This window comes from Mycolicibacterium sp. P4_G11 (assembly GCF_056555145.1).
The window spans coordinates 1-20,587 of the sequence record NZ_JBFUJW010000014.1 but is presented as its reverse complement, the minus strand read 5'-3'; the positions used below and the strand labels follow the sequence as shown (position 1 = coordinate 20,587).

24 protein-coding genes and 1 pseudogene are annotated in these 20,587 nt (G+C 67.6%); 13 read left to right on the top strand and 12 right to left on the bottom strand.

Annotated elements, in window-relative coordinates:
- The first annotated feature begins 16 nt into the window (after nucleotides 1-16).
- The 5 genes and pseudogenes from AC1U2B_RS25895 to AC1U2B_RS25875 all read left to right on the top strand — a co-directional run bounded on the left by AC1U2B_RS25895 (nucleotide 17) and on the right by AC1U2B_RS25875 (nucleotide 4,909).
- The gene (locus tag AC1U2B_RS25895; protein WP_480219041.1) at nucleotides 17-775 is read left to right on the top strand and encodes a LamB/YcsF family protein; all 759 of its coding nucleotides are present in this window, start codon (nucleotides 17-19) and stop codon (nucleotides 773-775) included.
- Nucleotides 775-1,710 (top strand): MBL fold metallo-hydrolase, encoded by a 936-nt coding sequence (locus tag AC1U2B_RS25890; RefSeq protein ID WP_480219040.1) that lies wholly within the window; start codon nucleotides 775-777, stop codon nucleotides 1,708-1,710. The genes AC1U2B_RS25895 and AC1U2B_RS25890 overlap by 1 nt, the downstream gene beginning before the upstream one ends.
- A pseudogene (locus AC1U2B_RS25885) lies at nucleotides 1,650-2,831 on the top strand (SLC13 family permease); the annotation flags it as partial. The gene AC1U2B_RS25890 and the pseudogene AC1U2B_RS25885, both read left to right, overlap by 61 nt.
- 23 nt (nucleotides 2,832-2,854) lie before the next feature.
- Nucleotides 2,855-3,262 (top strand): nitroreductase family deazaflavin-dependent oxidoreductase, encoded by a 408-nt coding sequence (locus tag AC1U2B_RS25880; RefSeq protein WP_480219039.1) that lies wholly within the window; start codon nucleotides 2,855-2,857, stop codon nucleotides 3,260-3,262.
- 90 nt (nucleotides 3,263-3,352) lie between these two features.
- Entirely contained in the window at nucleotides 3,353-4,909 is a 1,557-nt protein-coding gene (locus tag AC1U2B_RS25875) for a purple acid phosphatase family protein (protein WP_480219038.1), read from the top strand.
- Here AC1U2B_RS25875 and rlmB read toward each other — a convergent pair.
- From rlmB to carD, 4 genes are read right to left on the bottom strand one after another with little or no spacing between them, the layout of a single operon-like run.
- Entirely contained in the window at nucleotides 4,906-5,847 is a 942-nt protein-coding gene (gene rlmB / locus AC1U2B_RS25870) for a 23S rRNA (guanosine(2251)-2'-O)-methyltransferase RlmB (protein WP_260936306.1), read from the bottom strand. The genes AC1U2B_RS25875 and rlmB overlap by 4 nt on opposite strands.
- A gap of 2 nt (nucleotides 5,848-5,849) precedes the next feature.
- On the bottom strand, nucleotides 5,850-7,283 hold the full coding sequence (gene cysS / locus AC1U2B_RS25865) for a cysteine--tRNA ligase (RefSeq protein ID WP_480219101.1): 1,434 nt from the start codon (nucleotides 7,281-7,283) through the stop codon (nucleotides 5,850-5,852).
- On the bottom strand, nucleotides 7,279-7,752 hold the full coding sequence (ispF, locus tag AC1U2B_RS25860) for a 2-C-methyl-D-erythritol 2,4-cyclodiphosphate synthase (RefSeq protein WP_480219037.1): 474 nt from the start codon (nucleotides 7,750-7,752) through the stop codon (nucleotides 7,279-7,281). Before ispF ends, cysS begins: the two co-directional genes overlap by 5 nt.
- Nucleotides 7,753-7,772: 20 nt before the next feature.
- Entirely contained in the window at nucleotides 7,773-8,261 is a 489-nt protein-coding gene (gene carD / locus AC1U2B_RS25855) for an RNA polymerase-binding transcription factor CarD (protein ID WP_043400059.1), read from the bottom strand.
- A 358-nt stretch (nucleotides 8,262-8,619) separates the two neighbouring features.
- Between carD and AC1U2B_RS25850 the strand changes: the two genes are divergently transcribed.
- The 3 genes from AC1U2B_RS25850 to disA all read left to right on the top strand — a co-directional run bounded on the left by AC1U2B_RS25850 (nucleotide 8,620) and on the right by disA (nucleotide 11,860).
- Nucleotides 8,620-9,213, top strand: a complete 594-nt coding sequence (locus tag AC1U2B_RS25850; RefSeq protein ID WP_204354825.1) for a copper chaperone PCu(A)C domain-containing protein — start codon at nucleotides 8,620-8,622, stop codon at nucleotides 9,211-9,213.
- A 100-nt stretch (nucleotides 9,214-9,313) separates the two neighbouring features.
- Nucleotides 9,314-10,708, top strand: coding sequence for a DNA repair protein RadA (gene radA, locus AC1U2B_RS25845; protein ID WP_043400064.1), 1,395 nt, complete (start codon nucleotides 9,314-9,316; stop codon nucleotides 10,706-10,708).
- A 30-nt stretch (nucleotides 10,709-10,738) separates the two neighbouring features.
- Nucleotides 10,739-11,860 carry a DNA integrity scanning diadenylate cyclase DisA gene (gene disA / locus AC1U2B_RS25840; protein ID WP_480219036.1) on the top strand — a complete coding sequence of 374 codons (1,122 nt, stop codon included), beginning with the start codon at nucleotides 10,739-10,741 and terminating at the stop codon, nucleotides 11,858-11,860.
- Nucleotides 11,861-11,862: 2 nt separating this feature from the next.
- On the opposite strand, the gene AC1U2B_RS25835 is transcribed toward disA, so the two are convergent.
- On the bottom strand, nucleotides 11,863-12,660 hold the full coding sequence (locus AC1U2B_RS25835; protein ID WP_260936290.1) for a hypothetical protein: 798 nt from the start codon (nucleotides 12,658-12,660) through the stop codon (nucleotides 11,863-11,865).
- Nucleotides 12,661-12,755: 95 nt separating this feature from the next.
- The gene (locus tag AC1U2B_RS25830; protein WP_043400125.1) at nucleotides 12,756-13,373 is read right to left on the bottom strand and encodes a carbonic anhydrase; all 618 of its coding nucleotides are present in this window, start codon (nucleotides 13,371-13,373) and stop codon (nucleotides 12,756-12,758) included.
- Nucleotides 13,374-13,410: 37 nt separating this feature from the next.
- On the opposite strand from AC1U2B_RS25830, the gene AC1U2B_RS25825 reads away from it, so the two are divergent.
- Complete coding sequence (locus AC1U2B_RS25825; RefSeq protein WP_480219035.1) at nucleotides 13,411-14,298, top strand: iron-sulfur binding domain-containing protein; 888 nt, start codon at nucleotides 13,411-13,413, stop codon at nucleotides 14,296-14,298.
- Nucleotides 14,299-14,402: 104 nt separating this feature from the next.
- Complete coding sequence (locus AC1U2B_RS25820; protein ID WP_260936283.1) at nucleotides 14,403-14,753, top strand: hypothetical protein; 351 nt, start codon at nucleotides 14,403-14,405, stop codon at nucleotides 14,751-14,753.
- On the opposite strand, the gene AC1U2B_RS25815 is transcribed toward AC1U2B_RS25820, so the two are convergent.
- The gene (locus AC1U2B_RS25815) at nucleotides 14,750-15,724 is read right to left on the bottom strand and encodes a helix-turn-helix domain-containing protein (protein WP_043984530.1); all 975 of its coding nucleotides are present in this window, start codon (nucleotides 15,722-15,724) and stop codon (nucleotides 14,750-14,752) included. The two genes, AC1U2B_RS25820 and AC1U2B_RS25815, sit on opposite strands and share 4 nt — an antisense overlap.
- A gap of 72 nt (nucleotides 15,725-15,796) precedes the next feature.
- Between AC1U2B_RS25815 and AC1U2B_RS25810 the strand changes: the two genes are divergently transcribed.
- The gene (locus tag AC1U2B_RS25810) at nucleotides 15,797-15,997 is read left to right on the top strand and encodes a hypothetical protein (RefSeq protein WP_480219034.1); all 201 of its coding nucleotides are present in this window, start codon (nucleotides 15,797-15,799) and stop codon (nucleotides 15,995-15,997) included.
- Here AC1U2B_RS25810 and AC1U2B_RS25805 read toward each other — a convergent pair whose 3' ends face one another.
- A complete protein-coding gene (locus AC1U2B_RS25805; protein WP_480219033.1) occupies nucleotides 15,998-16,756 on the bottom strand; it encodes an alpha/beta fold hydrolase in 759 nt (252 codons plus the stop codon).
- An 87-nt stretch (nucleotides 16,757-16,843) separates the two neighbouring features.
- Between AC1U2B_RS25805 and mhuD the strand changes: the two genes are divergently transcribed.
- Nucleotides 16,844-17,161 (top strand): mycobilin-forming heme oxygenase MhuD, encoded by a 318-nt coding sequence (mhuD, locus tag AC1U2B_RS25800; RefSeq protein ID WP_043400081.1) that lies wholly within the window; start codon nucleotides 16,844-16,846, stop codon nucleotides 17,159-17,161.
- The gene (locus AC1U2B_RS25795; RefSeq protein ID WP_480219032.1) at nucleotides 17,136-18,485 is read left to right on the top strand and encodes a serine hydrolase; all 1,350 of its coding nucleotides are present in this window, start codon (nucleotides 17,136-17,138) and stop codon (nucleotides 18,483-18,485) included. The genes mhuD and AC1U2B_RS25795 overlap by 26 nt, the downstream gene beginning before the upstream one ends.
- Here AC1U2B_RS25795 and AC1U2B_RS25790 read toward each other — a convergent pair.
- The 4 genes from AC1U2B_RS25790 to AC1U2B_RS25775 all read right to left on the bottom strand — a co-directional run.
- On the bottom strand, nucleotides 18,469-19,125 hold the full coding sequence (locus tag AC1U2B_RS25790) for a (2Fe-2S)-binding protein (RefSeq protein WP_480219031.1): 657 nt from the start codon (nucleotides 19,123-19,125) through the stop codon (nucleotides 18,469-18,471). The genes AC1U2B_RS25795 and AC1U2B_RS25790 overlap by 17 nt on opposite strands.
- Complete coding sequence (locus tag AC1U2B_RS25785) at nucleotides 19,122-19,673, bottom strand: TetR/AcrR family transcriptional regulator (RefSeq protein WP_480219030.1); 552 nt, start codon at nucleotides 19,671-19,673, stop codon at nucleotides 19,122-19,124. The genes AC1U2B_RS25790 and AC1U2B_RS25785 overlap by 4 nt, the downstream gene beginning before the upstream one ends.
- Before the next feature lie 65 nt (nucleotides 19,674-19,738).
- Nucleotides 19,739-20,206 (bottom strand): DUF4334 domain-containing protein, encoded by a 468-nt coding sequence (locus AC1U2B_RS25780; protein ID WP_043400090.1) that lies wholly within the window; start codon nucleotides 20,204-20,206, stop codon nucleotides 19,739-19,741.
- An 86-nt stretch (nucleotides 20,207-20,292) separates the two neighbouring features.
- On the bottom strand, nucleotides 20,293-20,587 hold a 295-nt coding region (locus AC1U2B_RS25775), incomplete at its 5' end, for a mycobacterial-type methylenetetrahydrofolate reductase (protein WP_480219029.1).

Genomic DNA, 20,587 nt, shown 5'->3' with positions numbered 1-20,587 from the left:
GCCTAGGCTGGCAGACATGTCAGCGGTGGACCTCAATGCCGATCTCGGCGAAAGCTTCGGGGTGTGGCGCCTTGGTGACGACGACGCGATGCTCGATCTGGTCACCAGCGCCAACATCGCCTGCGGGTTCCACGCCGGTGACCCGGCCGGGCTGCTGCGGGTCTGCCGGGCCGCTGCCGAGCGCGGGGTTCGGATCGGCGCGCAGGTGGGCTATCCCGACCTGGCGGGCTTCGGCCGCCGCCACATCGACGTCGCCGCCGAAGACCTGACCGCCGACGTGATCTACCAGATCGGTGCCTTGCAGGCCCTGGCCCAGGTCGCCGGGTCGACCGTCAGCTACGTCAAACCCCATGGCGCCCTGTACAACACGATCGTCACCGACCATGCGCAGGCGCGCGCGGTGGCCGCCGCGGTGCATGCCGTGGATCCTTCGCTGCCGGTGTTGGGGCTGGCCGGCTCGGCATTCTTCGCCGCCGCCGGCGAGCTCGGATTGCGCACCGTGCCCGAGGCTTTCGCGGACCGCTCGTATCGCCCCGACGGACAACTGGTGCCGCGCACGGGGCGCAATGCGGTGCTGCACAACGTTTCGACCATCGCCGATCGGGTGGCCTCCATGGTGACCGCGGGACGGGTTGCCGCCGTCGACGGCTCCACCATCAAGATCACCGTGAATTCGATTTGTGTCCACGGCGATTCGCCCGGCGCCGTCGACATCGCCCGCGCGGTCCGCGAACGCCTGACCGCAGAGAACGTACAGATCGAGGCCTTCTGCTGATGCGACTAAAACTTGGCCGGCCCGACCTGGCCTCCTATAGCCGCTACTTCGATCAGCCTGCCGCAGACGTCGGCTCGCCGCTGACCGTCACCTGGGCGGGCGTCACCACGATGCTGGTCACCGCGACGGATCCGGCCGGTTCGACGTCAGCCCTATTGACCGACGGATTCTTCTCCCGGCCGAGTCTGCTATCGGTGGGGTTGGGCAAGTTGAGCCCGGCACTACCTCGCATTGATGGCTGCCTGCACCGGCTCGGCATCGACCGACTGGACGCGGTGCTGCCGGTGCACACCCATTTCGACCACGCCATGGATTCCGCAGCCGTCGCAGCGCGCACCGGCGCGAAACTGGTCGGCGGCACCTCGGCCGCCTTCATCGGCCGCGGCGGCGGGCTCACCGACTCCCAGCTGACCGTTGCCACCCCCGGCGAGTCGATCGCCTTGGGCGCCTTCGACGTAACACTGTTCACCGGTCACCACTGCCCGCCCGACCGGTTCCCCGGGACCATCACCGCCCCGGTGGTGCCGCCGGTGCGGGCGTCGGCGTACAAGTGCGGCGAGGCCTGGTCGACGCTCATCGCGCACCGCACCAGCGGGCGCAGCCTGCTTGCCGTCGGTAGCGCCGGGTTCGTGCCGGGCGCCCTGGCCGGGCAGCACGCCGACGTGGTGTACCTCGGGATCGGGCAACTCGGCCTGCAGCCCGAGCAGTATCTCCTCGACTACTGGAACGAGACGGTCCGCACCGTCGGCGCGCGCCGCGTGGTGCTGACGCACTGGGACGACTTCTTCCGCCCCCTGCACGAACCCCTGCGCGCCCTGCCCTACGTGGGCGACGACCTGGACGTCTCGATGCGAGTGCTGGGCCGCCTGGCCGCCGAAGATGGCCTGCCCCTGCATCTTCCGACCCTCTGGCAACGCGCCGACCCCTGGCTGTGAACACCGCTCTGCAGGAGGTCGGCCGACTGCTGCCCGTGGTCGGATTCCTGGCCGCCGTCCTGGTGCTCGCCAAACTCTGCGACGACGAAGGGCTGTTCCACGCCGCCGGCGTGTACATGGCCCGGCACAGCTGGGGCGCAGGACAATCCGCGGCCCGGCGGCTGCTGGTCACCGTGTTCCTGATCGCGGCCGGGACCACCGCCGTACTGAGCCTCGACGCCACCGTCGTACTGCTGACGCCCGTCGTACTGTCGACCGCACGCACGCTCGGGGTGCCGGCGCGGCCACACGGCTATGCCGCGGCGCACCTGGCCAACACCGCGTCGCTGCTGCTGCCGGTGTCGAATCTGACCAATCTCCTGGCGTTTACGACCGCGGGCCTGAGCTTCACCAGGTTCACCGCAGCGATGACGCTGCCCTGGCTGGTCGCCGTAGCGGCCGAATTCGTGTTGCTGCGGTGGCTGTTCCGGCGTGAGCTACGGGTCGCCATGGTCGACCGGCCGGCCCCMCCCCCGCCGGAGATCCCGTACTTCGTCCTGACCGTGTTGATCCTGACGCTCATCGGCTTCGGCGCGACGTCGCTACTCGGATTGGCGCCGGCGTGGGCCGCGTTCGCCGGCGCCGCGGTGCTCGCGATCCGGGCCGTCGTCCGCGGTCACGAGACGGTCTTCGGCATCGTGCGGGCAGCCAACGTGCCTTTCCTCGTCGCAGTGCTGGCGCTGGGTGTGCTGGTGAGCGCGGTACTCGACCTCGGCCTGGGTGACGCGGTGTCTGCGCTGCTGCCGCACGGCACCACGCTGCCGGCGCTGCTCGGCATCGCCGCGGTGGCGGCGGTGCTGTCGAATCTGATCAACAACCTGCCCGCGGTGCTGGTGCTGCTGCCCCTGGTCGCCGCCGGCGGCCCGGTCGCGGTGCTGGCGGTGCTCATCGGGGTGAACATCGGCCCCAATCTGACCTACCCCGGATCGCTGTCGAACCTGTTGTGGCGCAACGTGGTCCGCCCAGAGATGACCGCGCGGGCCCGGGAGTTCACGGCCGTCGGGCTGGTCACCGTGCCGGTCACGCTGGTTTTGGCCGTGACCGGATTATGGTTGGGCTGTTCGTTGTTGGGGATGCACTGACTACCGGAAGGGCTTGGCAGATCATGGCCGACAGCTGGAACCAGCAGATCATCGATGAATTCCGCGCCAACGGCGGCAAGGTCGGCGGCCAGTTCGCGAACCTGACGCTGCTGGTCCTGCACACCACCGGCGCCAAGAGCGGTCAGCCGCGGGTGAACCCCGCGGCCACCTTCGACAGCGACGGCAAGCTGTGGATCGTCGGCTCCGCCGGCGGCGCGGACGCCGACCCGGCGTGGGTGCACAACCTGCGGGCAAATCCCAACGCCCACATCGAAATCGGCACCGACGAATACGACGTCGTGACGCGTGAACTGCCCCGTGCGGAGCGCGACGCCGCCTATGCCCACATCGTCGAGCGCGCGCCCGGATTCGCCGAGTACGAGAAAAAGACCGACCGCCTCATCCCGGTGTTCGAGTTGCAGCGGCGCTGAATCAGCGCGGTTACCTGAACGAGAACAGCGCGCGTCGATTCGTAGCCGGGCGGCGTTGCGGCCGAGCGGGCCAGGCGCTTCGTAGGCAAGATGGCTGTCGTGGACGTGAGCCGCAGAACGCTGATTGTGGGAGGTACGTCGGCTCTCGTCGGCGCAGGCGTCGGAGCCGGCACCACCGGGTACTTCACCACCAAGCGCACCGGCCCGGTGCTGTGGCGGCGCGCTGACCGCAGCGGCGCACCACCGGTCACGGGATTGCACACCCAGTTCGGCGCCGACGCAGCCACCGAGGCCGTGGTGTCCTGGCACACCGCCGCCGCGGTCAAGAACCCCCGCATCACGGTGGGCACCCCCGACGGCGGGTTCGGCAATGCCGTCGCAGCCGAAACCGTCACCTACCGAGACGCGGCCTCCCGCACCGAGATTCGCGTCCACCATGCACGGTTGACCGGCCTCGCACCCGACACCGACTACGTCTACGCCGCCGTACATGACGGCGCCGGTCCCGAGCTGGGCACGGTGCGTACCGCACCTCGGGGCCGGGCGCCCATCCGTTTCACCAGCTTCGGCGATCAATCGACCCCCATGCTGGACGCCAAGGTGGCGGCATCCTTCGGCAGCGACCACGTCGGGTCCCCGGCCGCGGGTGACATCACGACCGCCGTCGAGCGGGTGGCCCCGCTGTTCCACCTGGTCAACGGCGACCTCTGCTATGCCAACCTCGCTCACGACCGGGTCCGCACCTGGTCGGAGTGGTTCGAGAACAACACCCGGTCCGCGCGGTATCGACCGTGGATGCCGGCGCCGGGAAACCACGAGAACGAGTTGGGCAACGGCCCGATCGGCTACGGCGCCTACCAGGCCTATTTCGGGCTGCCGGACTCCGGTTCCGATCCCGAACTCCGCGGCCTGTGGTACGCCTTCACCGCCGGCTCGGTCCGCGTGATCATCCTGGCCAACGACGACGTGTGCTACCAGGACGGCGGCAACTCATACGTGCGCGGCTACTCGGGCGGAGCCCAAAAACGTTGGCTGGAACAAGAACTCGCGCGGACTCGGAGCAACAAGGAGATCGACTGGGTCGTGGTGTGCATGCACCAGACAGCGGTCTCCACAGGCAACAAGACCAACGGCGCCGACCTGGGCATCCGCGAGAACTGGCTGCCCCTGTTCGACCGGTTCAACGTCGATCTCGTGGTCTGCGGGCACGAGCACCACTACGAACGTAGCCATGCACTTCGCGGCACCTTACCGACCGACACCCTGACGCCGAATCCGGTTGATGCACAATCTGGTTCGATCGATACCAGCAAAGGCACAGTACATCTGGTCATCGGCGGCGGTGGCACGTCGATTCCGTCGAACGCGATGCTCTTTCCCGAGCCGCGATGCCGCGTCCTCATGTCCGTGGGCGAGGCGAACCCCGGCACCGGAAGAAAGACGCCGAACTACACCGAGGAAGCGGCGCCCTGGTCCGTCTTCCGGGACCGGGAAAATCCTTGCGGCTTCGTGGCTTTCGATGTCGATCCCGGCCAGCCTGGCGGCAATACGTCGATGGACGCCACCTACTACGCGGTGAGCGGTCCGTTCGGCGAGGTCCGGGCGGTCGACAAATTCACCCTCACGCGGCCCCGCACCGACCGCTAGTCCCTTCGCTGCCGCGCGATTTCGGCGAGCACCACACCGGCTGCCACCGACGCGTTGAGCGACTCGGTGGGTCCGGCCATCGGGATCGAGACGATGTGGTCGCAGTTCTCCCGCACCAATCGCGACAGCCCCTTGCCCTCGGAGCCCACGACGACGACCATCGGTCCGGAGGCGTCCAGCTCGTCCAGCGTGGTGTCGCCGCCGGCATCGAGCCCGACGACCGTCAGGCCGGCATCGGCCCAATCCTTCAGCGTCCGATTCAGATTCGTGGCCCGTGACACCGGCAGCCGGGCCGCCGCGCCGGCGCTGGTGCGCCAGGCCACCGCGCTGACCGACGCCGAACGCCGCTGCGGGATCACCACGCCGTGCCCGCCGAACGCCGCCACCGAGCGCACGATGGCGCCCAGGTTGCGCGGGTCCGAGATGTTGTCGAGCGCGACCAACAACGCCGGCATGGAGTCGGTGGTCGCGGACTTCAGCAGATCGTCCGGATGTATGTACTGGTACGGCGGCACCTGCAGCGCGATGCCCTGGTGCATGCCATTGCTGGTGATGCGGTCCAGGTCGTGGCGCTGCACCTCGAGGATCGCGATGCCGGCATCGCCTGCCCGAGTGACGGATTCGGTCAGCCGCTCGTCGGCTTCGGTCCCGAGCACGACGTAGAGCGCGGTGGCGGGCACGCCGGCCCGCAGGCACTCCACCACCGGGTTGCGGCCGACCACGACCTCGACGTCGTCGGTCTTCTTGTGCCGCCCCTGATTCGAGCGGGCGGTCTTCTGCGCGACCTTGTACGCCTTGTGGTTCGGGCGCTGGTCGGCGCGCGGAGTTGCGCCCTTGCCCTCGAGACCGCGACGGCGCTGCCCGCCGGAGCCGACGGTCGGACCCTTCTTGGTGCCGTCTTTACGAATTGCGCCGCGGCGCTGGGAGTTTCCAGCCATCGTCAGGCCCCATCAGTCAGGGCCCATTGCGGGCCATCAGCGGTATCGGTGACCTCGATGCCGGCCAGCTTCAGCTGGTCGCGGATCGCGTCGGCGGCGGCCCAGTCGCGGTTCTCGCGGGCCTCGGTGCGGCTCTTGAGCGCCCACTGCACCAGGGCGTCAACAGCATTCAGTGCGGCGGACGTCTCGTCGCGGGTTTCCCAGCGCTCATCGAGCGGATCGCAGCCCAGGATGCCCATCATGGCCCGGATCGACGATGCAGCCTCCATCGCGCCGGTGTGATCACCGGCGTCTAGTGCCCGGTTGCCATCGGCGCGGGCGGCGTGCACCTCGGCCAACGCCGCGGGCACCGCCAGGTCGTCGTCCAGTGCGGCCGCGAACTTCTCGGTCCAGGTACCGACCTCGACGGTACCCACCCGGGTGCGCACCCGGTGCAGGAATTCCTCGATGCCGGTGTAGGCCTTGGCCGCGTCCTGCAGCGAGTTCTCGGAGAACTCCAGCATGGACCGGTAGTGCGCGCTGCCCAGGTAGTAGCGCAGCTCGGCAGCCCGAACCCGTTGCAGCACAGCCGGAATCGCCAGGACGTTGCCCAGCGACTTGCTCATCTTCTCGCCGCCCATAGTGACCCAGCCGTTGTGCAGCCAGAATCGCGCGAACTCGTCACCGCAGGCGTTGGCCTGGGCGGTCTCGTTCTCGTGATGCGGGAAGATCAGGTCCATACCGCCGGCATGGATATCGAACTCGGAGCCCAGGTACTCCTGGCACATCGCGACGCACTCGGTGTGCCAGCCGGGGCGGCCCCGGCCCCACGGTGTCGGCCACGACGGCTCGCCGGGCTTGGCGCCCTTCCACAGGGTGAAGTCCCGCGGGTCGCGCTTGCCGGTCGCCACGCCCTCGCCCTGGTGCACGTCGTCGATGCGGTGGCCCGAGAGCTTGCCGTAGTCGGGCAGGCTCAGCACGTCGAAGTAGACGTCGCCATTGGCGGCGTAGGCATGCCCGCGCTCGATCAGTTTCTCGATGACCTCGACCATCTGGGTGATGTGTCCGGTCGCCCGCGGCTCAGCCGACGGCGGCAGCACCCCCAGCGCGTCGTAGGCGGCCGTGAAGGCCCGTTCGAAGGTGGCGGCCCACTCCCACCACGGCCGGCCGGCGTCGGCAGCCTTGTTGAGAATCTTGTCGTCGATGTCGGTGACGTTCCGGATGAACGCGACGTCGTAGCCCTTGGCCGTCAGCCAGCGCCGCAGCACGTCGAACGCGACGCCGCTGCGCACATGGCCGATATGGGGCAGGCCCTGCACAGTTGCGCCACACAGGTAGATGGATGCGTGTCCGGGCCGCACCGGGGTGAAGTCCCGCACGGCACCGGTCATGGTGTCGTAGAGCCGTAGGCCCTCGAGACGGTGTTCGGTCACGACGGGCCAGCTTACCGGCCTAATCGGGCGAGACCACCAGCGCCGTCGCAATCGCGGCCAGACCCTCGCCCCGGCCGGTCAGTCCGAGGCCGTCGGTGGTGGTCGCCGAAACCGAGACAGGAGCGTCCAGCAGCGCCGACAGCACCTGCTGCGCCTCTTCCCTGCGGGGAGCGATTTTCGGGCGGTTACCGATCACCTGGACCGCCGCATTGCCCACGCGGAAACCGGCAGCGGCCAGCAGCGTGGAGACATGTTTGAGCATGTCGGCGCCAGTGACGCCGCGCCATTCGGGACGGTCGGTGCCGAAGACACTGCCCAGGTCGCCGAGGCCGGCCGCACTCAGCAGAGCATCACAGAGTGCGTGCGCGGCCACGTCGCCGTCAGAGTGCCCAGCACAGCCGTCAACACCTTCGAATGACAGGCAGAGCAGCCAGCATGGCCGCCCTGCCTCGATGGGATGTACGTCGGTACCGAGACCGATACGGAAGTTCACTGCTCCGTTGGGACTGGCGTTCAGGACGCCGCGGCGAGAACCTCGTCCAGGATGGTGGAGGCCTTCGCGTCATCGGTGTTCTCGGCCAGAGCCAGTTCACCGACCAGGATTTGACGAGCCTTGGCCAGCATGCGCTTCTCGCCGGCGGACAGACCGCGCTCCTGATCACGACGCCACAGGTCGCGAACGACCTCGGCAACCTTGTTCACATCACCGGAGGCCAGCTTCTCCAGGTTCGCCTTGTAACGACGGGACCAGTTGGTCGGCTCCTCGGTGTGCGGGGCGCGCAGCACCTGGAACACCTTGTCGAGGCCTTCCTGACCCACCACGTCGCGAACACCGACGTATTCAGCGTTTTCTGCGGGTACTCGAACGGTCAGATCGCCCTGCGCAACCTTGAGGACGAGATATTCTTTCTGCTCGCCTTTGATGGTCCGGGTTTCAATCGCCTCGATCAATGCTGCACCGTGGTGTGGGTAAACGACGGTGTCTCCGACCTTGAAAATCATCAGATTCGGGCCCCTTTCACATAGCAATGTTAGCACGGGCGTCGGACACCCGCGGATCAACAATGCAGGTCAGGGGCCATGCAGATGCGTGAAAGGGGTTGACAGCACGGCATTTACGTGCAGTGGCGAGGGCCACATTACGGCCGAATTGCACCCGATTCACGTCCCATTCACCGGTCATTCGCGGCCGGAAATACGCCCGAACCAGGCCGATAGCGGGCCTCCGCTACCGCCGCCCACGGCCACCTACTACTCTGCATAGTCGAACGCCGGACCAGTCCGGGGAGCACAGCAGACATACCCAAGGCCGTCACGCGCATCGCCGCTGGCGCCCAAGCAGGAGGCTTGAGTGAACCGCATGAAATCGCGCACTTCTGCCGTCACGCTGGCCGCCTTCGGGCTGGCCACCGCGGTGACGCTCACCGGCTGCAGCGCTGGCCAGGTCTCGCAGAGCGCGAACCAGCTGCCTGCGGTCAACGGCACCGCCACCAGCATCGGTGACGAGAAGGCCGGTGTGGACCTGCGCAACGTGTACCTGCGCGCCCCGCAGACCCGCGACTTCGTCAAGCCCGGCACCATGGTCGAGCTGCTGTTCGTCGCCACCAACAAGTCGCCCGACAACCCCGACAAGCTGGTCGGCATCACCTCGGACACCGGTGAGGTGCTGGTCAACGGCGGCACCACGGTGCCCGCCGGCGGCGTGCTGCTGGTCGGCACCCCGGACGGCCAGAAGCAGACCCTGCCGCGTTCCGAGGACGCCACGACCTCCATCGCGATGGTGGCGCTGACCAAGCCCATCTCGAACGGCCTGAACTACAGCTTCACGTTCAAGTTCCAGAACGCCGGCGAGAAGACCATCGAGGTCCCGATCTCCGCCGGCGAAGCCCCGCGCCGCGAGGCCGGTGGCGAAGCTGCTCCGGCACCCGCCGGCGGCGGCGAGGGCCATCACTAACCTCGCGTCGTTCCTCGCAGCCACCTCCGGTCGCGCTGCGGGAAGCACCCACACCGCCGGCCTGACGCAATCTGTCGGTACCAACGACTAAGTTCGCGGCATGGCCAGAACCGGTTCGAAAGTACGTTCGCAGTTTCGGTGCTCGGAGTGCCAGCACACCACGGCCAAATGGGTGGGGCGCTGCCCGGACTGCGGCACCTGGGGCACGGTCAATGAAGTAGCGGTGCTGAGCTCGCTGACGCCCGCGACGCACCGCGCTGTCGCACCCACCTCCCCTGCCGTTCCGATCAGCTCGATCGATCCGGGCACCACCAGGCACTTCCACACCGGGATCAGCGAATTGGACCGGGTGCTGGGCGGCGGTGTGGTGCCGGGTTCGGTGACGCTGCTGGCCGGCGATCCCGGCGTCGGCAAGTCGACGCTGCTGCTCGAAGTCGCACATCGCTGGGCCATGTCCGGGCGACGTGCGCTCTATCTGTCCGGCGAAGAATCGGCCGGGCAGATCCGGCTGCGCGCCGAGCGCACCGGTTGCACCCACGACAACGTCTACCTGGCCGCCGAGTCCGACCTGCAGACCGCACTCGGCCACATCGAGGCGGTGCAGCCCACTTTGGTGGTGGTGGATTCGGTGCAGACCATGTCGACCGCCGAGACCGACGGCGTCACCGGCGGCGTGACGCAGGTCCGCGCCGTCACCGCCGCGCTCACCATGGCCGCCAAGACGACGGGCATCGCCATGGTCCTGGTCGGCCATGTCACCAAGGACGGCGCCATCGCCGGGCCGCGGTCACTCGAGCACCTGGTGGATGTGGTGCTGCACTTCGAAGGCGACCGCGCCTCGACGCTGCGCATGGTCCGCGGCGTCAAGAACCGCTTCGGCGCGGCCGACGAGGTCGGCTGTTTCATGTTGCACGACAACGGAATCGAGTGCGTTGCCGACCCGTCGGGGCTGTTCCTCGACCAGCGTCCGGCCCCGGTGTCCGGCACCGCGGTGACGGTCAGCCTGGACGGCAAGCGGCCGCTGATCGGCGAGGTGCAGGCACTGATCGGATCGCCGTCGGCCGGCTCCCCGCGCCGCGCGGTCAGCGGAATCGACTCGGCCCGCGCGGCCATGATCACCGCGGTGCTGGAGAAGCGGGCGCGCCTGCCCGTCGGTACCAACGACATCTACCTGTCCACGGTCGGCGGTATGCGGTTGACCGACCCGTCATCGGATCTGGCGGTGGCACTCGCCATCGCGTCGGCGTACACGGACCTGCCGCTGCCGGCCACTGCGATCGCCATCGGCGAGGTGGGTCTGGCCGGCGATCTGCGCCGCGTCACCGGCATGGACCGCAGGCTCGCCGAGGCCGCCCGACTCGGCTTCACGACGGCCGTGGTGCCCACCGGAACCGAGTCGCCACCGCGCGGTCTTCGGGTCCTGCCGGCCGAGAACATCACCGCGGCGTTGCGGGTGTTGCGCAAGATCACAGAGAATGTGGACCGGACCGGGTAGAGCCCGGCCGGAAACCCGAGGAGTACACCGATGTCGGTGAAATCGGCCAATCGGTCCGGACGGGGCAACGTCGTGCACCTGGCCCGACCGACGCTGCGCGAGACGTTGGGCAAGCTGGCGCCCGGAACGCCGCTGCGAGACGGTCTGGAGCGGATCCTGCGTGGTCGTACCGGCGGGCTGATCGTGCTGGGCTACGACGACAGCGTCGAGGCCATCTGCGACGGTGGCTTCCCGCTGGACGTCCGGTTCGCACCGACCCGGCTGCGCGAGCTGTCGAAGATGGACGGCGCCGTCGTGCTCTCCAGTGACCTGACCCGGATCCTGCGGGCCAACGTGCAGCTGGTGCCCGACCCCTCCATCCCCACCGACGAGTCCGGCACGCGGCACCGCTCTGCCGAGCGCGCGGCCATCCAGACCGGATTCCCGGTGGTGTCCGTCAGCCACTCGATGAGCATCGTGACGGTCTACGTGGCCGGTGAACGCCACGTCGTACCGGAAACCCCGACCATCCTGTCGCGCGCCAACCAGACCATCGCGACCCTGGAGCGCTACAAGTTCCGGCTCGACGAAGTCAGCAAGCAGCTGTCGATGGCCGAGATCGAGGATTTCGTGACACTGCGCGACGTCATGACCGTCGTGCAGCGCATGGAGATGGTCCGCCGGATCAGCCTGGAGATCGACGCCGACGTCGTCGAGCTCGGTACCGACGGGCGTCAGCTCAAGCTGCAGCTCGACGAACTGGTCGGCGACAACGACGCCGCCCGCGAACTGATCGTCCGCGACTACCACGCCAACCCCGATCCGCCGGCCGCCGAGCAGGTGACCGCCACGCTCGAGGAACTCGATGCGCTGAGCGACAACGAACTTCTCGACTTCACTACGCTGGCAAGGGTTTTCGGCTATCCGTCGACGCCAGAGGCACAGGATTCAGCGATGAGCTCGCGCGGCTACCGCGCGATGGCGGGCATCCCGCGCCTGCAGTTCGCACACGTCGACCTGTTGGTGCGCTCGTTCGGATCGCTGCAGGGCCTACTGGCCGCCAGCGCCGACGACCTGCAGTCGGTGGAGGGCATCGGGTCCATGTGGGCCCGCCACATCCGAGAGGGTCTGTCGCTGCTCGCCGAATCGACCATCGCCGACCGGCTGGCCTGAGATCAGTTGGCGGGTCCGGGCAGCGTCGGCTCGCCGGGCGCCGGTGCAGCCGGCGGCGGCGGAGCCTCGCCCGCAGGCGGCGCACCCGGTCCGGGCTGTTGGGCCTCGGACAGCACGAACGGCACCGGAGCCGACCGTAGGTTGCCCAGCTGGACCACCAGGTTGTAGGTGCCCGGCCCGATCGCCTGCCGCGGCAGCGGGCAGTTGGGCGCCGAGCCCATGCCGGTCCAGGTCACCTCGGTGGTCACCTGCTCGCCAGGCTTGAAGGCGCGGACCAGGGTCTCGTTCGACGGCGCGCAGTCCAGGTTGGACCACAGCCGGTTGTTGTCCAGCGAGTAGACGTACGCGGCCAGCACAGCGGCACCGACGTCACGCTTGCATTCGACCAGCCCGATGTTGGTGACCACCATCGTGAACTTCGGTTGATCGCCGATCACGTAGTTCGGCTGGTTGGTGATGCCCTTGGCCGCGAGCGTGGTGTCCGGGCAATCGTCGCCTGCCTTGAGCACCGGCGGCGGGGTGACGGCGGTGGTCGGGGTCGGCGTCGGTGCGGGAGACGCGTTCGGCGGCGGCTCGATCGGACTCTTCACCCCGGGCGTCTCGCCGGGCAGCGGCGTCGCGGATGTCGACGTCTTCGCGGTGGACTGAGTCTGCTTGGAGTCGCCGGTGCTGTTGCTGAAGACCACGACCCCGATGATCACAACCAGGAGCAGGACGACAGCGCCCACACCGATGGCCAGCATCCGCCGTCGCCAATAGATTTGGGATGGCAGCGGGCCATGCGGTTCTAGATCCGGCACATTGTCACGGTAAGGGCACGAAACGTGGTGCGCCCTGACCCGGTGCGGCGTGTCGCCTGTGAACTGCGGTGTTGTTCGCCACGTCGGCCGGCCGACTACTCGCCGATGTCACCGACGTGGTCGCGCTTGGTGACCCGACCCTCGGCCAGGTGATAGGTCGCACCGACGATGGCGACCTTGCCCGATGCCAGCCGTTCGGCGATCATGTTGGACCGCTCGCTCAGCAGACGCACCGTTTCGTTTACGTGCTTGGCTTCGAGCTCGTCGACCTCGGTCAGCCCTTCGCGGCGGCCGACGAGGATCGACGGGGTGACGCGCTCGACGATGTCGCGGACATACCCGCCGGGCACCGCACCGTCGTCCAGCGCGGTGATGGTGGCCTTCACCGCGCCACAGCTGTCGTGGCCGAGGACCACGATCAGCGGTACTTCGAGGACTACGACGGCGTATTCGATGGACCCGATGACCGCGGAATCGAGGACGTGGCCGGCGGTGCGCACCACGAACATGTCGCCGAGGCCCTGATCGAAGATGATCTCGGCGGCGACGCGGCTGTCTGCACAGCCGAACAACACTGCAGTGGGCTTCTGACCACCGGCCAACTGCGTCCGACGCTCGATGCTCTGGCTGGGATGCGCTGGTTCACCGGCAACGAATCGCTCGTTACCCTCTCTCAGTGCTTTCCAGGCGTTTATCGGGTTCGAGTTGGGCATGCCGCCCATTGTGCCCTCAACACATAGACGCCGCGCAATGAGTTCAGGGCAAATTCTCATCCCCGCCGACGAGCTCCTGAATTGGTACCGGACGGCACAACGCGACCTGCCGTGGCGCGCCCCGGACGTGACTGCCTGGCAAATTCTGGTAAGCGAATTCATGTTGCAGCAGACCCCCGTGTCGCGGGTCGAACCGATCTGGCGGGACTGGATCGCGCGCTGGCCCACCCCGTCCGCGACCGCCGCGGCCGGCGCGGCGGACGTACTCCGGGCCTGGGGCAAGCTGGGTTATCCGCGCCGCGCCAAGCGATTACACGAATGCGCAGAGGTCATCAGCACCGAGCATGGCGACGTGGTGCCCCGCGACGTCGAGACCCTGCTGACGCTGCCGGGCGTCGGTGCCTACACCGCGCGGGCCGTCGCCTGTTTCGCGTATCAACAGGACGTCCCCGTGGTCGACACCAATGTGCGCCGGGTGGTGGCCCGCGTGGTGCGCGGCGTGGCCGACACCCCGGCGCGCACCCGCGACCTCGACGACGTCGCGGCACTCCTGCCGAAAGACGGTACGGCGCATGTGTTTTCGGCGGCACTCATGGAGCTCGGTGCGATCGTCTGCACTGCCCGCAATCCGAAATGCGGCGTATGCCCGTTGACGACGTGCGCCTGGCGGAGCGCAGGTCATCCGGAGATGGACACGCCGACGCGTCCGGTGCAGAAATACGCCGGCACCGATCGCCAGGTTCGCGGCCGGCTACTGGATGTGTTGCGCGGCAGCGCAACACCGGTGACCCGTGCGCAATTGGATGTGGCCTGGCTCACCGATACCGCGCAGCGTGACCGGGCACTGGACTCACTGCTGGTCGACGGCCTGGTCGAGCAAACCGCCGATGACCGATACGCGCTGGCCGGCGAGGGCGAGAACTGACCCCGCTCGCGGGTTTACATGAGAACGGCATGAAATCACGCGCTTTCCGATGAGAACGGCATGAGTCAGTACCACACGCCGTGATCCTCGGATAGAACGGAAGCATGACCGCATACCGAATTTCAGGTGAACAGAAAGTTAACAACCGTCGTCGCGGCCTCGTCATCGCTGGAGCCGCGGCAGCCGCCTTTGCCGCAGTGGCCATCTCGCCCGCAGTGGGCACGGCGTCGGCGCTGCCGACCGGCGGAGGGTCCGCCGTCGACACCATCAACGAGCTGCAGTCCCGCGGCTACCACGTCCAGGTCAACACCAGCACCTCTGGGCCGCTGTCCGCGTGCTCGGTGACCGATGTGCACGGGTTGTCCGGCTCCAACGTCGACAACCGGGGCCAGCGAATCAACTCCGGCCAGTTCGACACCGTGTACGTCAACGTGCAGTGCCGGCCGCAGGGCTAGCCATCCCGTTGTGACGCAAGCCCGATCGGGCAGGAGAACCGTCGACGGTAATCCGACGGATTGACGCCGACAACGCGCCGGAAATGGTGCCGCAGCAGAGTTGCGGTACCAAATCCGGCCTTGTCGGCCACCCGGTCCACATCGAGATCCGTCTCCTCCAGCAGCCTGCGGGCATAGAGGACACGCTGGTCGGTGACCCACTGCATGGGCGTCCGCCCTGTCTCCTCGACGAAACGTCGCGCGAACGTACGCCCCGACATGCTCGCCCGTTTGGCCAGGCTGTCCACCGTGTGCGGGACACGCAGGTTGGTCAGAATCCAATCCAGATGGGGCGCAAAGCCTTCCGAGCACCGCACCGGGATCGGCTGCTCGATGAACTGACGCTGCCCGCCGTCACGCTGCGGCGGCACGACCATGCGCCGCGCGATCTTGTTGGTGATCTCGCTGCCCAACTCGCGGCGCACCAGATGCAGACAGGCGTCGATGCCTGCCGCGGTCCCCGCGCTGCTGATCAGATTCCCGTCGTCGACGAACAGGACGTCGCGATCGACCCGCGCGGTCGGGTATTGCCGGGCCAGCCGGTCCGAGTGCATCCAGTGCGTGGTGCAGGCCCGACCGTCGAGCAGTCCGGCAGCGCCTGCGACAAAGACTCCTGAGCAGATGGTCAGGATGATCGAACCGGAGTCCGCGGCGGTGCGCACGGCATCCAGCGCCGACTGCGGATAGTTGGGACCCGCCACCGCCGGAATGGCGACCAAGTCGGCCCCCAGGAGCTGGTCGATGCCGTGGTCGGGAATCAACGATGCACCGACCGACGTTCGTACTGGCCGCCCGGCCTCCGGTCCGCACACCTTGAAATCGAAGTTGGGCACACCATCGCCCGATCGGTCGATGCCGAACACCTCACACACCACGCCGAACTCGAACGGCGCGACCCCGTCCATCACCAGGACCGAGACACTGTTGATCATGGCAGCATTTTATCGAATGCCGTCCGAACTGCCACTGTTTATTCGGTTGCCCCCGATTCGACAATTGTTGACATGAACACCGTCCTGACCCTGGTCGCGATGGTCGCGATCATGGTCGCCCCATTCGCACTCGGCGCCGCGCTGAGCGCCATCACCCGAAATCCCGGTGCACGCAATGGTTTCGGCAACTTCAACTGGACCGACGTCGGCGACAGCCGCGACCTGGACCGCGCCGCGCACGACCTCGACGCGGTGCGTTCCCGATTCGACTAGTCAGACGGACGCGAGAAAATCCTCGACCGCACGGCGGTACGCGTCCGGATCGTCGTCGTGCACCAGGTGCCCGGCGCCAGGAACCTCCAGATATGTTGTCCGGTAGCCGATCTCGGCCATCTTGCGCATCTGCCCCGGCGGTGCGACCGAGTTCCCGGCCTCGATGAGCAGCGTCGGCACCCGCACTGCCGCCCACTGCTGCCAGTAGTCCCGGGTGCCCCATTCGGCGGCGATCGCCACCCAGTGCCCGGCCTCGCCGTGCAGCCGCCAGCCGGTCTCGGTGCGGTCGAAGGCGTCCAGGAAATACTGGCCCGCGATCGGGCCGAACAGGTCCAAAACCTGTTGCGCCGAATTGAATTCGGCCGGAATGGAGTGGGTCCACGGATCCCAGGCACCGATGGTGAAGCCGACGAAGTCCGCGGCCATGTCCTCGACCACCAGCGCGGTGACCAGTTCCGGATGCGCCGCAGCCAGACACCAACTGTGCAGCCCACCCATCGAATGTCCGACCAACCGCGCCGGGCGCCCCAGCGAGCCGACCGCGTCGGCCAGGTCGGCGACGAACCGTTCGGTGCTGATCGGCTCGGAATCGTGGACGCCGCGGCCGCGATGCCACGGCGCGTCGTAGGTGTAGACCTCGCCCAGGTCGGTCAACCACGGCAACTGCCGGTCCCACGTCGTCCCACGGCCCATCAATCCGTGCACCAGCACAATCGGCTCGCCGGTACCGCCTCGGGCGGTGAGCAGGTCGGTCGTCATAGCCCTATATTGCCTGGCGGCAGCGCCCCTGTTGCCTGCCGGCAGCGGCCCGCCCTGCCTGCGGGCCAGCGCGGTAACCTGAACCACATGCCTGTGGTGAAGATCAATGCGATCGAAGTTCCGCCCAACGCCGGTCCGGAATTGGAGAAGCGGTTCGCGAACCGCGCTCACGCAGTGGACGGCCAGCCCGGCTTCCTCGGGTTCCAGCTGCTGCGCCCGGTCAAGGGCGAGAACCGCTACTTCGTGGTGACGCAGTGGGAGTCCGACGAGGCGTTCCAGGCCTGGGCCACCGGCCCCGCCGTCGAGGCACACGCCGGGCAGCGGGCCAACCCCGTCGCCACCGGAGCATCACTTCTCGAATTCGAGGTTGTGTTGGACGTTGCCGGTTCCGACCAGCAGTCGTAAGACCCGCACTGCGCTGGCCCTGGCCGGCGCAATCATCGTGGTACTGGGTGGCTGCAGCACGCCTGCAGCCGCCCCGCCGTTGTCGAGCGCTGCCTACGGCGCGCTGATCGACATGACCACGCCTCAGGGCATGCGGTCCAGGCAGACGATGGACATGCTCAACTCGGACTGGTCCATCGAGCCCGCCGGGGTCAAGACGCTCGCGGCGCCCGACCAGGTGGACGACATCACCTACCGGATGAAGTGGATCTGGTGGGACCGCCCGTTCAAGCTCACGGGCATCGACATCGGCGCCGGGCATTCGACCCTGCACGTCACCAACTCGTACGGCGTGAACCAGGACATCGAGCTGCACGTCGACAGCAAGGGCACCGTCGACCGCATGGAGGTCTCGCTGCGTCCGCCGCCCGTCAAGTCCTGGGCCGACGTCGACACGCAGATCGCGAAGTCCGGCGCCCACTACTCGTATCAGGTCGCCAAGGTCGTCGACGGCAAGTGCGTCAAGGTCGCAGGCACCAATGTCGACGAACCGATGCCACTGGCCTCGATCATGAAAATCTATGTGCTGCTTGCCGTTGCGCGCGCGGTGTCAGCCGGCACCCTCAGCTGGGACGACAAGGTCACCGTCACCGCCGAGGGCAAGAAGCTCGGTTCTGCCGGCCTGGACAACCTGGCCCCTGGCACGCAGGTGACGGTGCACGAGGCCGCCCAGCAGATGATCTCGGTCAGCGACAACATGGCCACCGACATGCTGATCAACAAGGTGGGTCCGGCCGCGGTGGACGAGGCGCTCGTCGTCGCCGGGCATCACGACCCGGCGAGCCTGACGCCTTACCCGACCATGCACGAGTTGTTCTCCATCGGCTGGGGCAAGCCCGACGTCCGCGACCAGTGGAAGAACGGCACCAAGGAGCAGCGCACGGCCCTGCTGCAGCAGGTGAGTTCGCGCCCGTACGAGCCCGACCCGTACCGCACCCGCACGCCGGCCTCCAGCATCGGGGCCGAGTGGTACGGCAGCGCCGCCGACATCTGCCGCGAGCACGTCGCGGTGCAAGCGGCCGCGGTCGGGCCCGCCGCGCCGGTACACGACATCATGTCCAAGGTCGCCGGCATCGACCTGGACCGGGCCAAGTGGCCCTACCTCGGCTCGAAGGGTGGCAACCTGCCCGGCGACCTCGGCTTCAGCTGGTACGCCGTCGACCACACCGGCCAGCCATGGGTGGTGAACTTCCAGCTGACCTGGCCGACGTTCAAGGGTCAGACCGCGGCGCAGTGGCTGCTGAGCATCATCAAGCAGGCGTTCGATCTCATCCCGGTGCGGTGAGCACACAGTCGCCGCAGTAACCGCCCGCGCCGTCTGCCAATTGGTAGATCAGGCAGCAGCTGTTGCGGCGGAATGCGGGCCCTGACCGCAGCACTCCCCCGTCGACCCTGGAGTCTGCGAGCACGGCGTCGGCCGCCTTTCCGGCCGGCCCGGTCAGGTCCGGCCGGGCCTGGATGATCTGCTTGGCCGCACTGTTGGCCGCCGATCCCACGTTGCCCCACAACACTTTTGGGCTGACGCCGAATGGTGCGAACGCTTCGGTGATGGCCTCTACCGCGGGCGGGCCCGCGCTGGCCGACGTCGACACCGCGAGCGGGTAGGGCCCGCCCAACTGGTCCTGCCAGGACAGGTCGGCCAGCGACCACGACACCGATTCGCCGAGAGCGGCAGTACCGATCATCGGGGCGATCAGCCGCGCCACCAGCCCGAGGTGCGCGACCGACGCAGCGACGCGGCCGTCGATCTGCTCGGGCCGGCGCAGTCCACTGGCCGCCAGCGCCGACCGGACGCGGTCCACTCGCGCCGCCAAGACGCTGGGACTGTCGGCGAGCTCGGCCATCGGCCGCCACGGTGCCGCCGGTGAATCCTCGTGCCGCACAACGCCGAAGAAGGGGCCGAACGCGGCCAACTGGTCGTTCACTGTTCGGGGTGCAGAACCAGCCGGCGAGCAGCTTCGGCGGCAGCGGCCCGGCGCACGGCGGCGGTTTCCGGCGACATCGGCTGATCGACGATGCGGTCGATCCCGAATCCGCCCGCGGCCAGCGCGTAGGTCATGTCGTTGAGCAACATCAGCAGGTCGATCGGGCGCCAGGACGCGTCGATGACCCCGTTGCGTTGCGCTTCGGCGATGCGATCGAGCTTGGACTGGAAGATGCGGCGCAGCACGTGGTCACCGAACATCCCGCCGGCCGCCTCCAACTCGATCCAGCGCTGCAGACGCGCCCCGACCGGATCGGCCACCATGTAGTCGAAGAGCGCGACGGTGTACGCCGGGACGTCGTCGGGTTTGAAGATCGCGTCGTACGGCGCGTCCTGAATCCACTGCTCGACGACTGCCTCGAAGAGGTTCTGCTTACTCTGGAAGTAGCTGTACAGCCGCTCTTTGCTGGCATTGGCCTCGGCCGCAATGCGATTCAGCCGGGCGCCGGCAAATCCGAGGGCGGAGAACTCCGCTTTGGCGGCAGCCATGATGCGCTCACGCGTTGCATGTCCGGCCGCCCTCATAGCAATCGCCAGGGTAACAGCCAGCTACCTCACTGGTCACGTTCCAACAAGAAGTACAGGAACTTGTCGCCGGTCCGCTGGCGCTTGCCATTCATGATGCCCATCAGCGTGTCGTCATCGACCCGCTTGAAATGATCGAACACCGGCTGGCCGTCGTAGACCATGGTCCCCGTGACCTCGCCGCGAAACTCGATGTCCCACAAGGATGCTCCGCCGCGGCTCAGGTCGCGGTTCGAAAACAGCTGCCCCGCTTCGTCGTAGCAGACGATGGGCTCGACGTCGTTGACCGATTTGAAGATCTTGCCGTACCACCGGGCGGCCTGGAGCTGGCCGTTCATCTTGTGTCCCGTGTCGAACTCGTCGCCCTTCCAGTTGCCGACGATGTCTTCGGCACGGACCGGCTGCAGCGAGGCCCAGATTTCGTCCAGCTCGGCCGAATCGACATGGGCCTGGCCCCGCAGTTCGGTGAAACGAGCACGAGCGGTATCGACGTCCACAAGGACCTCCCGAGTCAGTTGGTTCGGAAACTGACTGTAATCCCGAACCAACCGGTTCGGCAAGCCCCGGTTCGGCGGGGAAAAGGCTAGGGCTGGTCGGGTGCCCAGTAGTCCAACATCGCGGCGAACGTCTCGAACGCCGGCTTGGACACCCCGTACGCCGCTTCCAGATGGATGCTGATCGGGAAACCCAACTCACCGACCCCATCGATGACCCGCTTGTACAGATCGAGCATCAGCGTCCGCTTGACCGCCGGTTCCTCACCCGCCAGCCGCGTCACGAACTCCTGCTCCGCGGCCACCAACGGATTACCCGGATCCTGGATCAGCCAGTTGATCAAACCGACCTTGGACTCCATCTTCGGCACAAACCCGAACGAC

What these genes read in the sequence shown, in the direction of transcription:
- AC1U2B_RS25830 (WP_043400125.1), bottom strand. Translation starts at nt 13,373, where the DNA reads ATGCCCAACTCGAACCCGATAAACGCCTGGAAAGCACTGAGAGAGGGT.
- carD (WP_043400059.1), bottom strand. Translation starts at nt 8,261, where the DNA reads ATGATTTTCAAGGTCGGAGACACCGTCGTTTACCCACACCACGGTGCA.
- AC1U2B_RS25890 (WP_480219040.1), top strand. Translation starts at nt 775, where the DNA reads ATGCGACTAAAACTTGGCCGGCCCGACCTGGCCTCCTATAGCCGCTAC.
- mhuD (WP_043400081.1), top strand. Translation starts at nt 16,844, where the DNA reads ATGCCTGTGGTGAAGATCAATGCGATCGAAGTTCCGCCCAACGCCGGT.
- AC1U2B_RS25805 (WP_480219033.1), bottom strand. Translation starts at nt 16,756, where the DNA reads ATGACGACCGACCTGCTCACCGCCCGAGGCGGTACCGGCGAGCCGATT.
- AC1U2B_RS25895 (WP_480219041.1), top strand. Translation starts at nt 17, where the DNA reads ATGTCAGCGGTGGACCTCAATGCCGATCTCGGCGAAAGCTTCGGGGTG.
- disA (WP_480219036.1), top strand. Translation starts at nt 10,739, where the DNA reads ATGTCGGTGAAATCGGCCAATCGGTCCGGACGGGGCAACGTCGTGCAC.
- AC1U2B_RS25825 (WP_480219035.1), top strand. Translation starts at nt 13,411, where the DNA reads ATGAGTTCAGGGCAAATTCTCATCCCCGCCGACGAGCTCCTGAATTGG.
- AC1U2B_RS25875 (WP_480219038.1), top strand. Translation starts at nt 3,353, where the DNA reads ATGGCTGTCGTGGACGTGAGCCGCAGAACGCTGATTGTGGGAGGTACG.
- radA (WP_043400064.1), top strand. Translation starts at nt 9,314, where the DNA reads ATGGCCAGAACCGGTTCGAAAGTACGTTCGCAGTTTCGGTGCTCGGAG.
- AC1U2B_RS25815 (WP_043984530.1), bottom strand. Translation starts at nt 15,724, where the DNA reads ATGATCAACAGTGTCTCGGTCCTGGTGATGGACGGGGTCGCGCCGTTC.
- AC1U2B_RS25785 (WP_480219030.1), bottom strand. Translation starts at nt 19,673, where the DNA reads ATGGCTGCCGCCAAAGCGGAGTTCTCCGCCCTCGGATTTGCCGGCGCC.
- AC1U2B_RS25820 (WP_260936283.1), top strand. Translation starts at nt 14,403, where the DNA reads ATGACCGCATACCGAATTTCAGGTGAACAGAAAGTTAACAACCGTCGT.
- AC1U2B_RS25810 (WP_480219034.1), top strand. Translation starts at nt 15,797, where the DNA reads ATGAACACCGTCCTGACCCTGGTCGCGATGGTCGCGATCATGGTCGCC.
- rlmB (WP_260936306.1), bottom strand. Translation starts at nt 5,847, where the DNA reads ATGGCTGGAAACTCCCAGCGCCGCGGCGCAATTCGTAAAGACGGCACC.
- AC1U2B_RS25850 (WP_204354825.1), top strand. Translation starts at nt 8,620, where the DNA reads ATGAAATCGCGCACTTCTGCCGTCACGCTGGCCGCCTTCGGGCTGGCC.
- AC1U2B_RS25880 (WP_480219039.1), top strand. Translation starts at nt 2,855, where the DNA reads ATGGCCGACAGCTGGAACCAGCAGATCATCGATGAATTCCGCGCCAAC.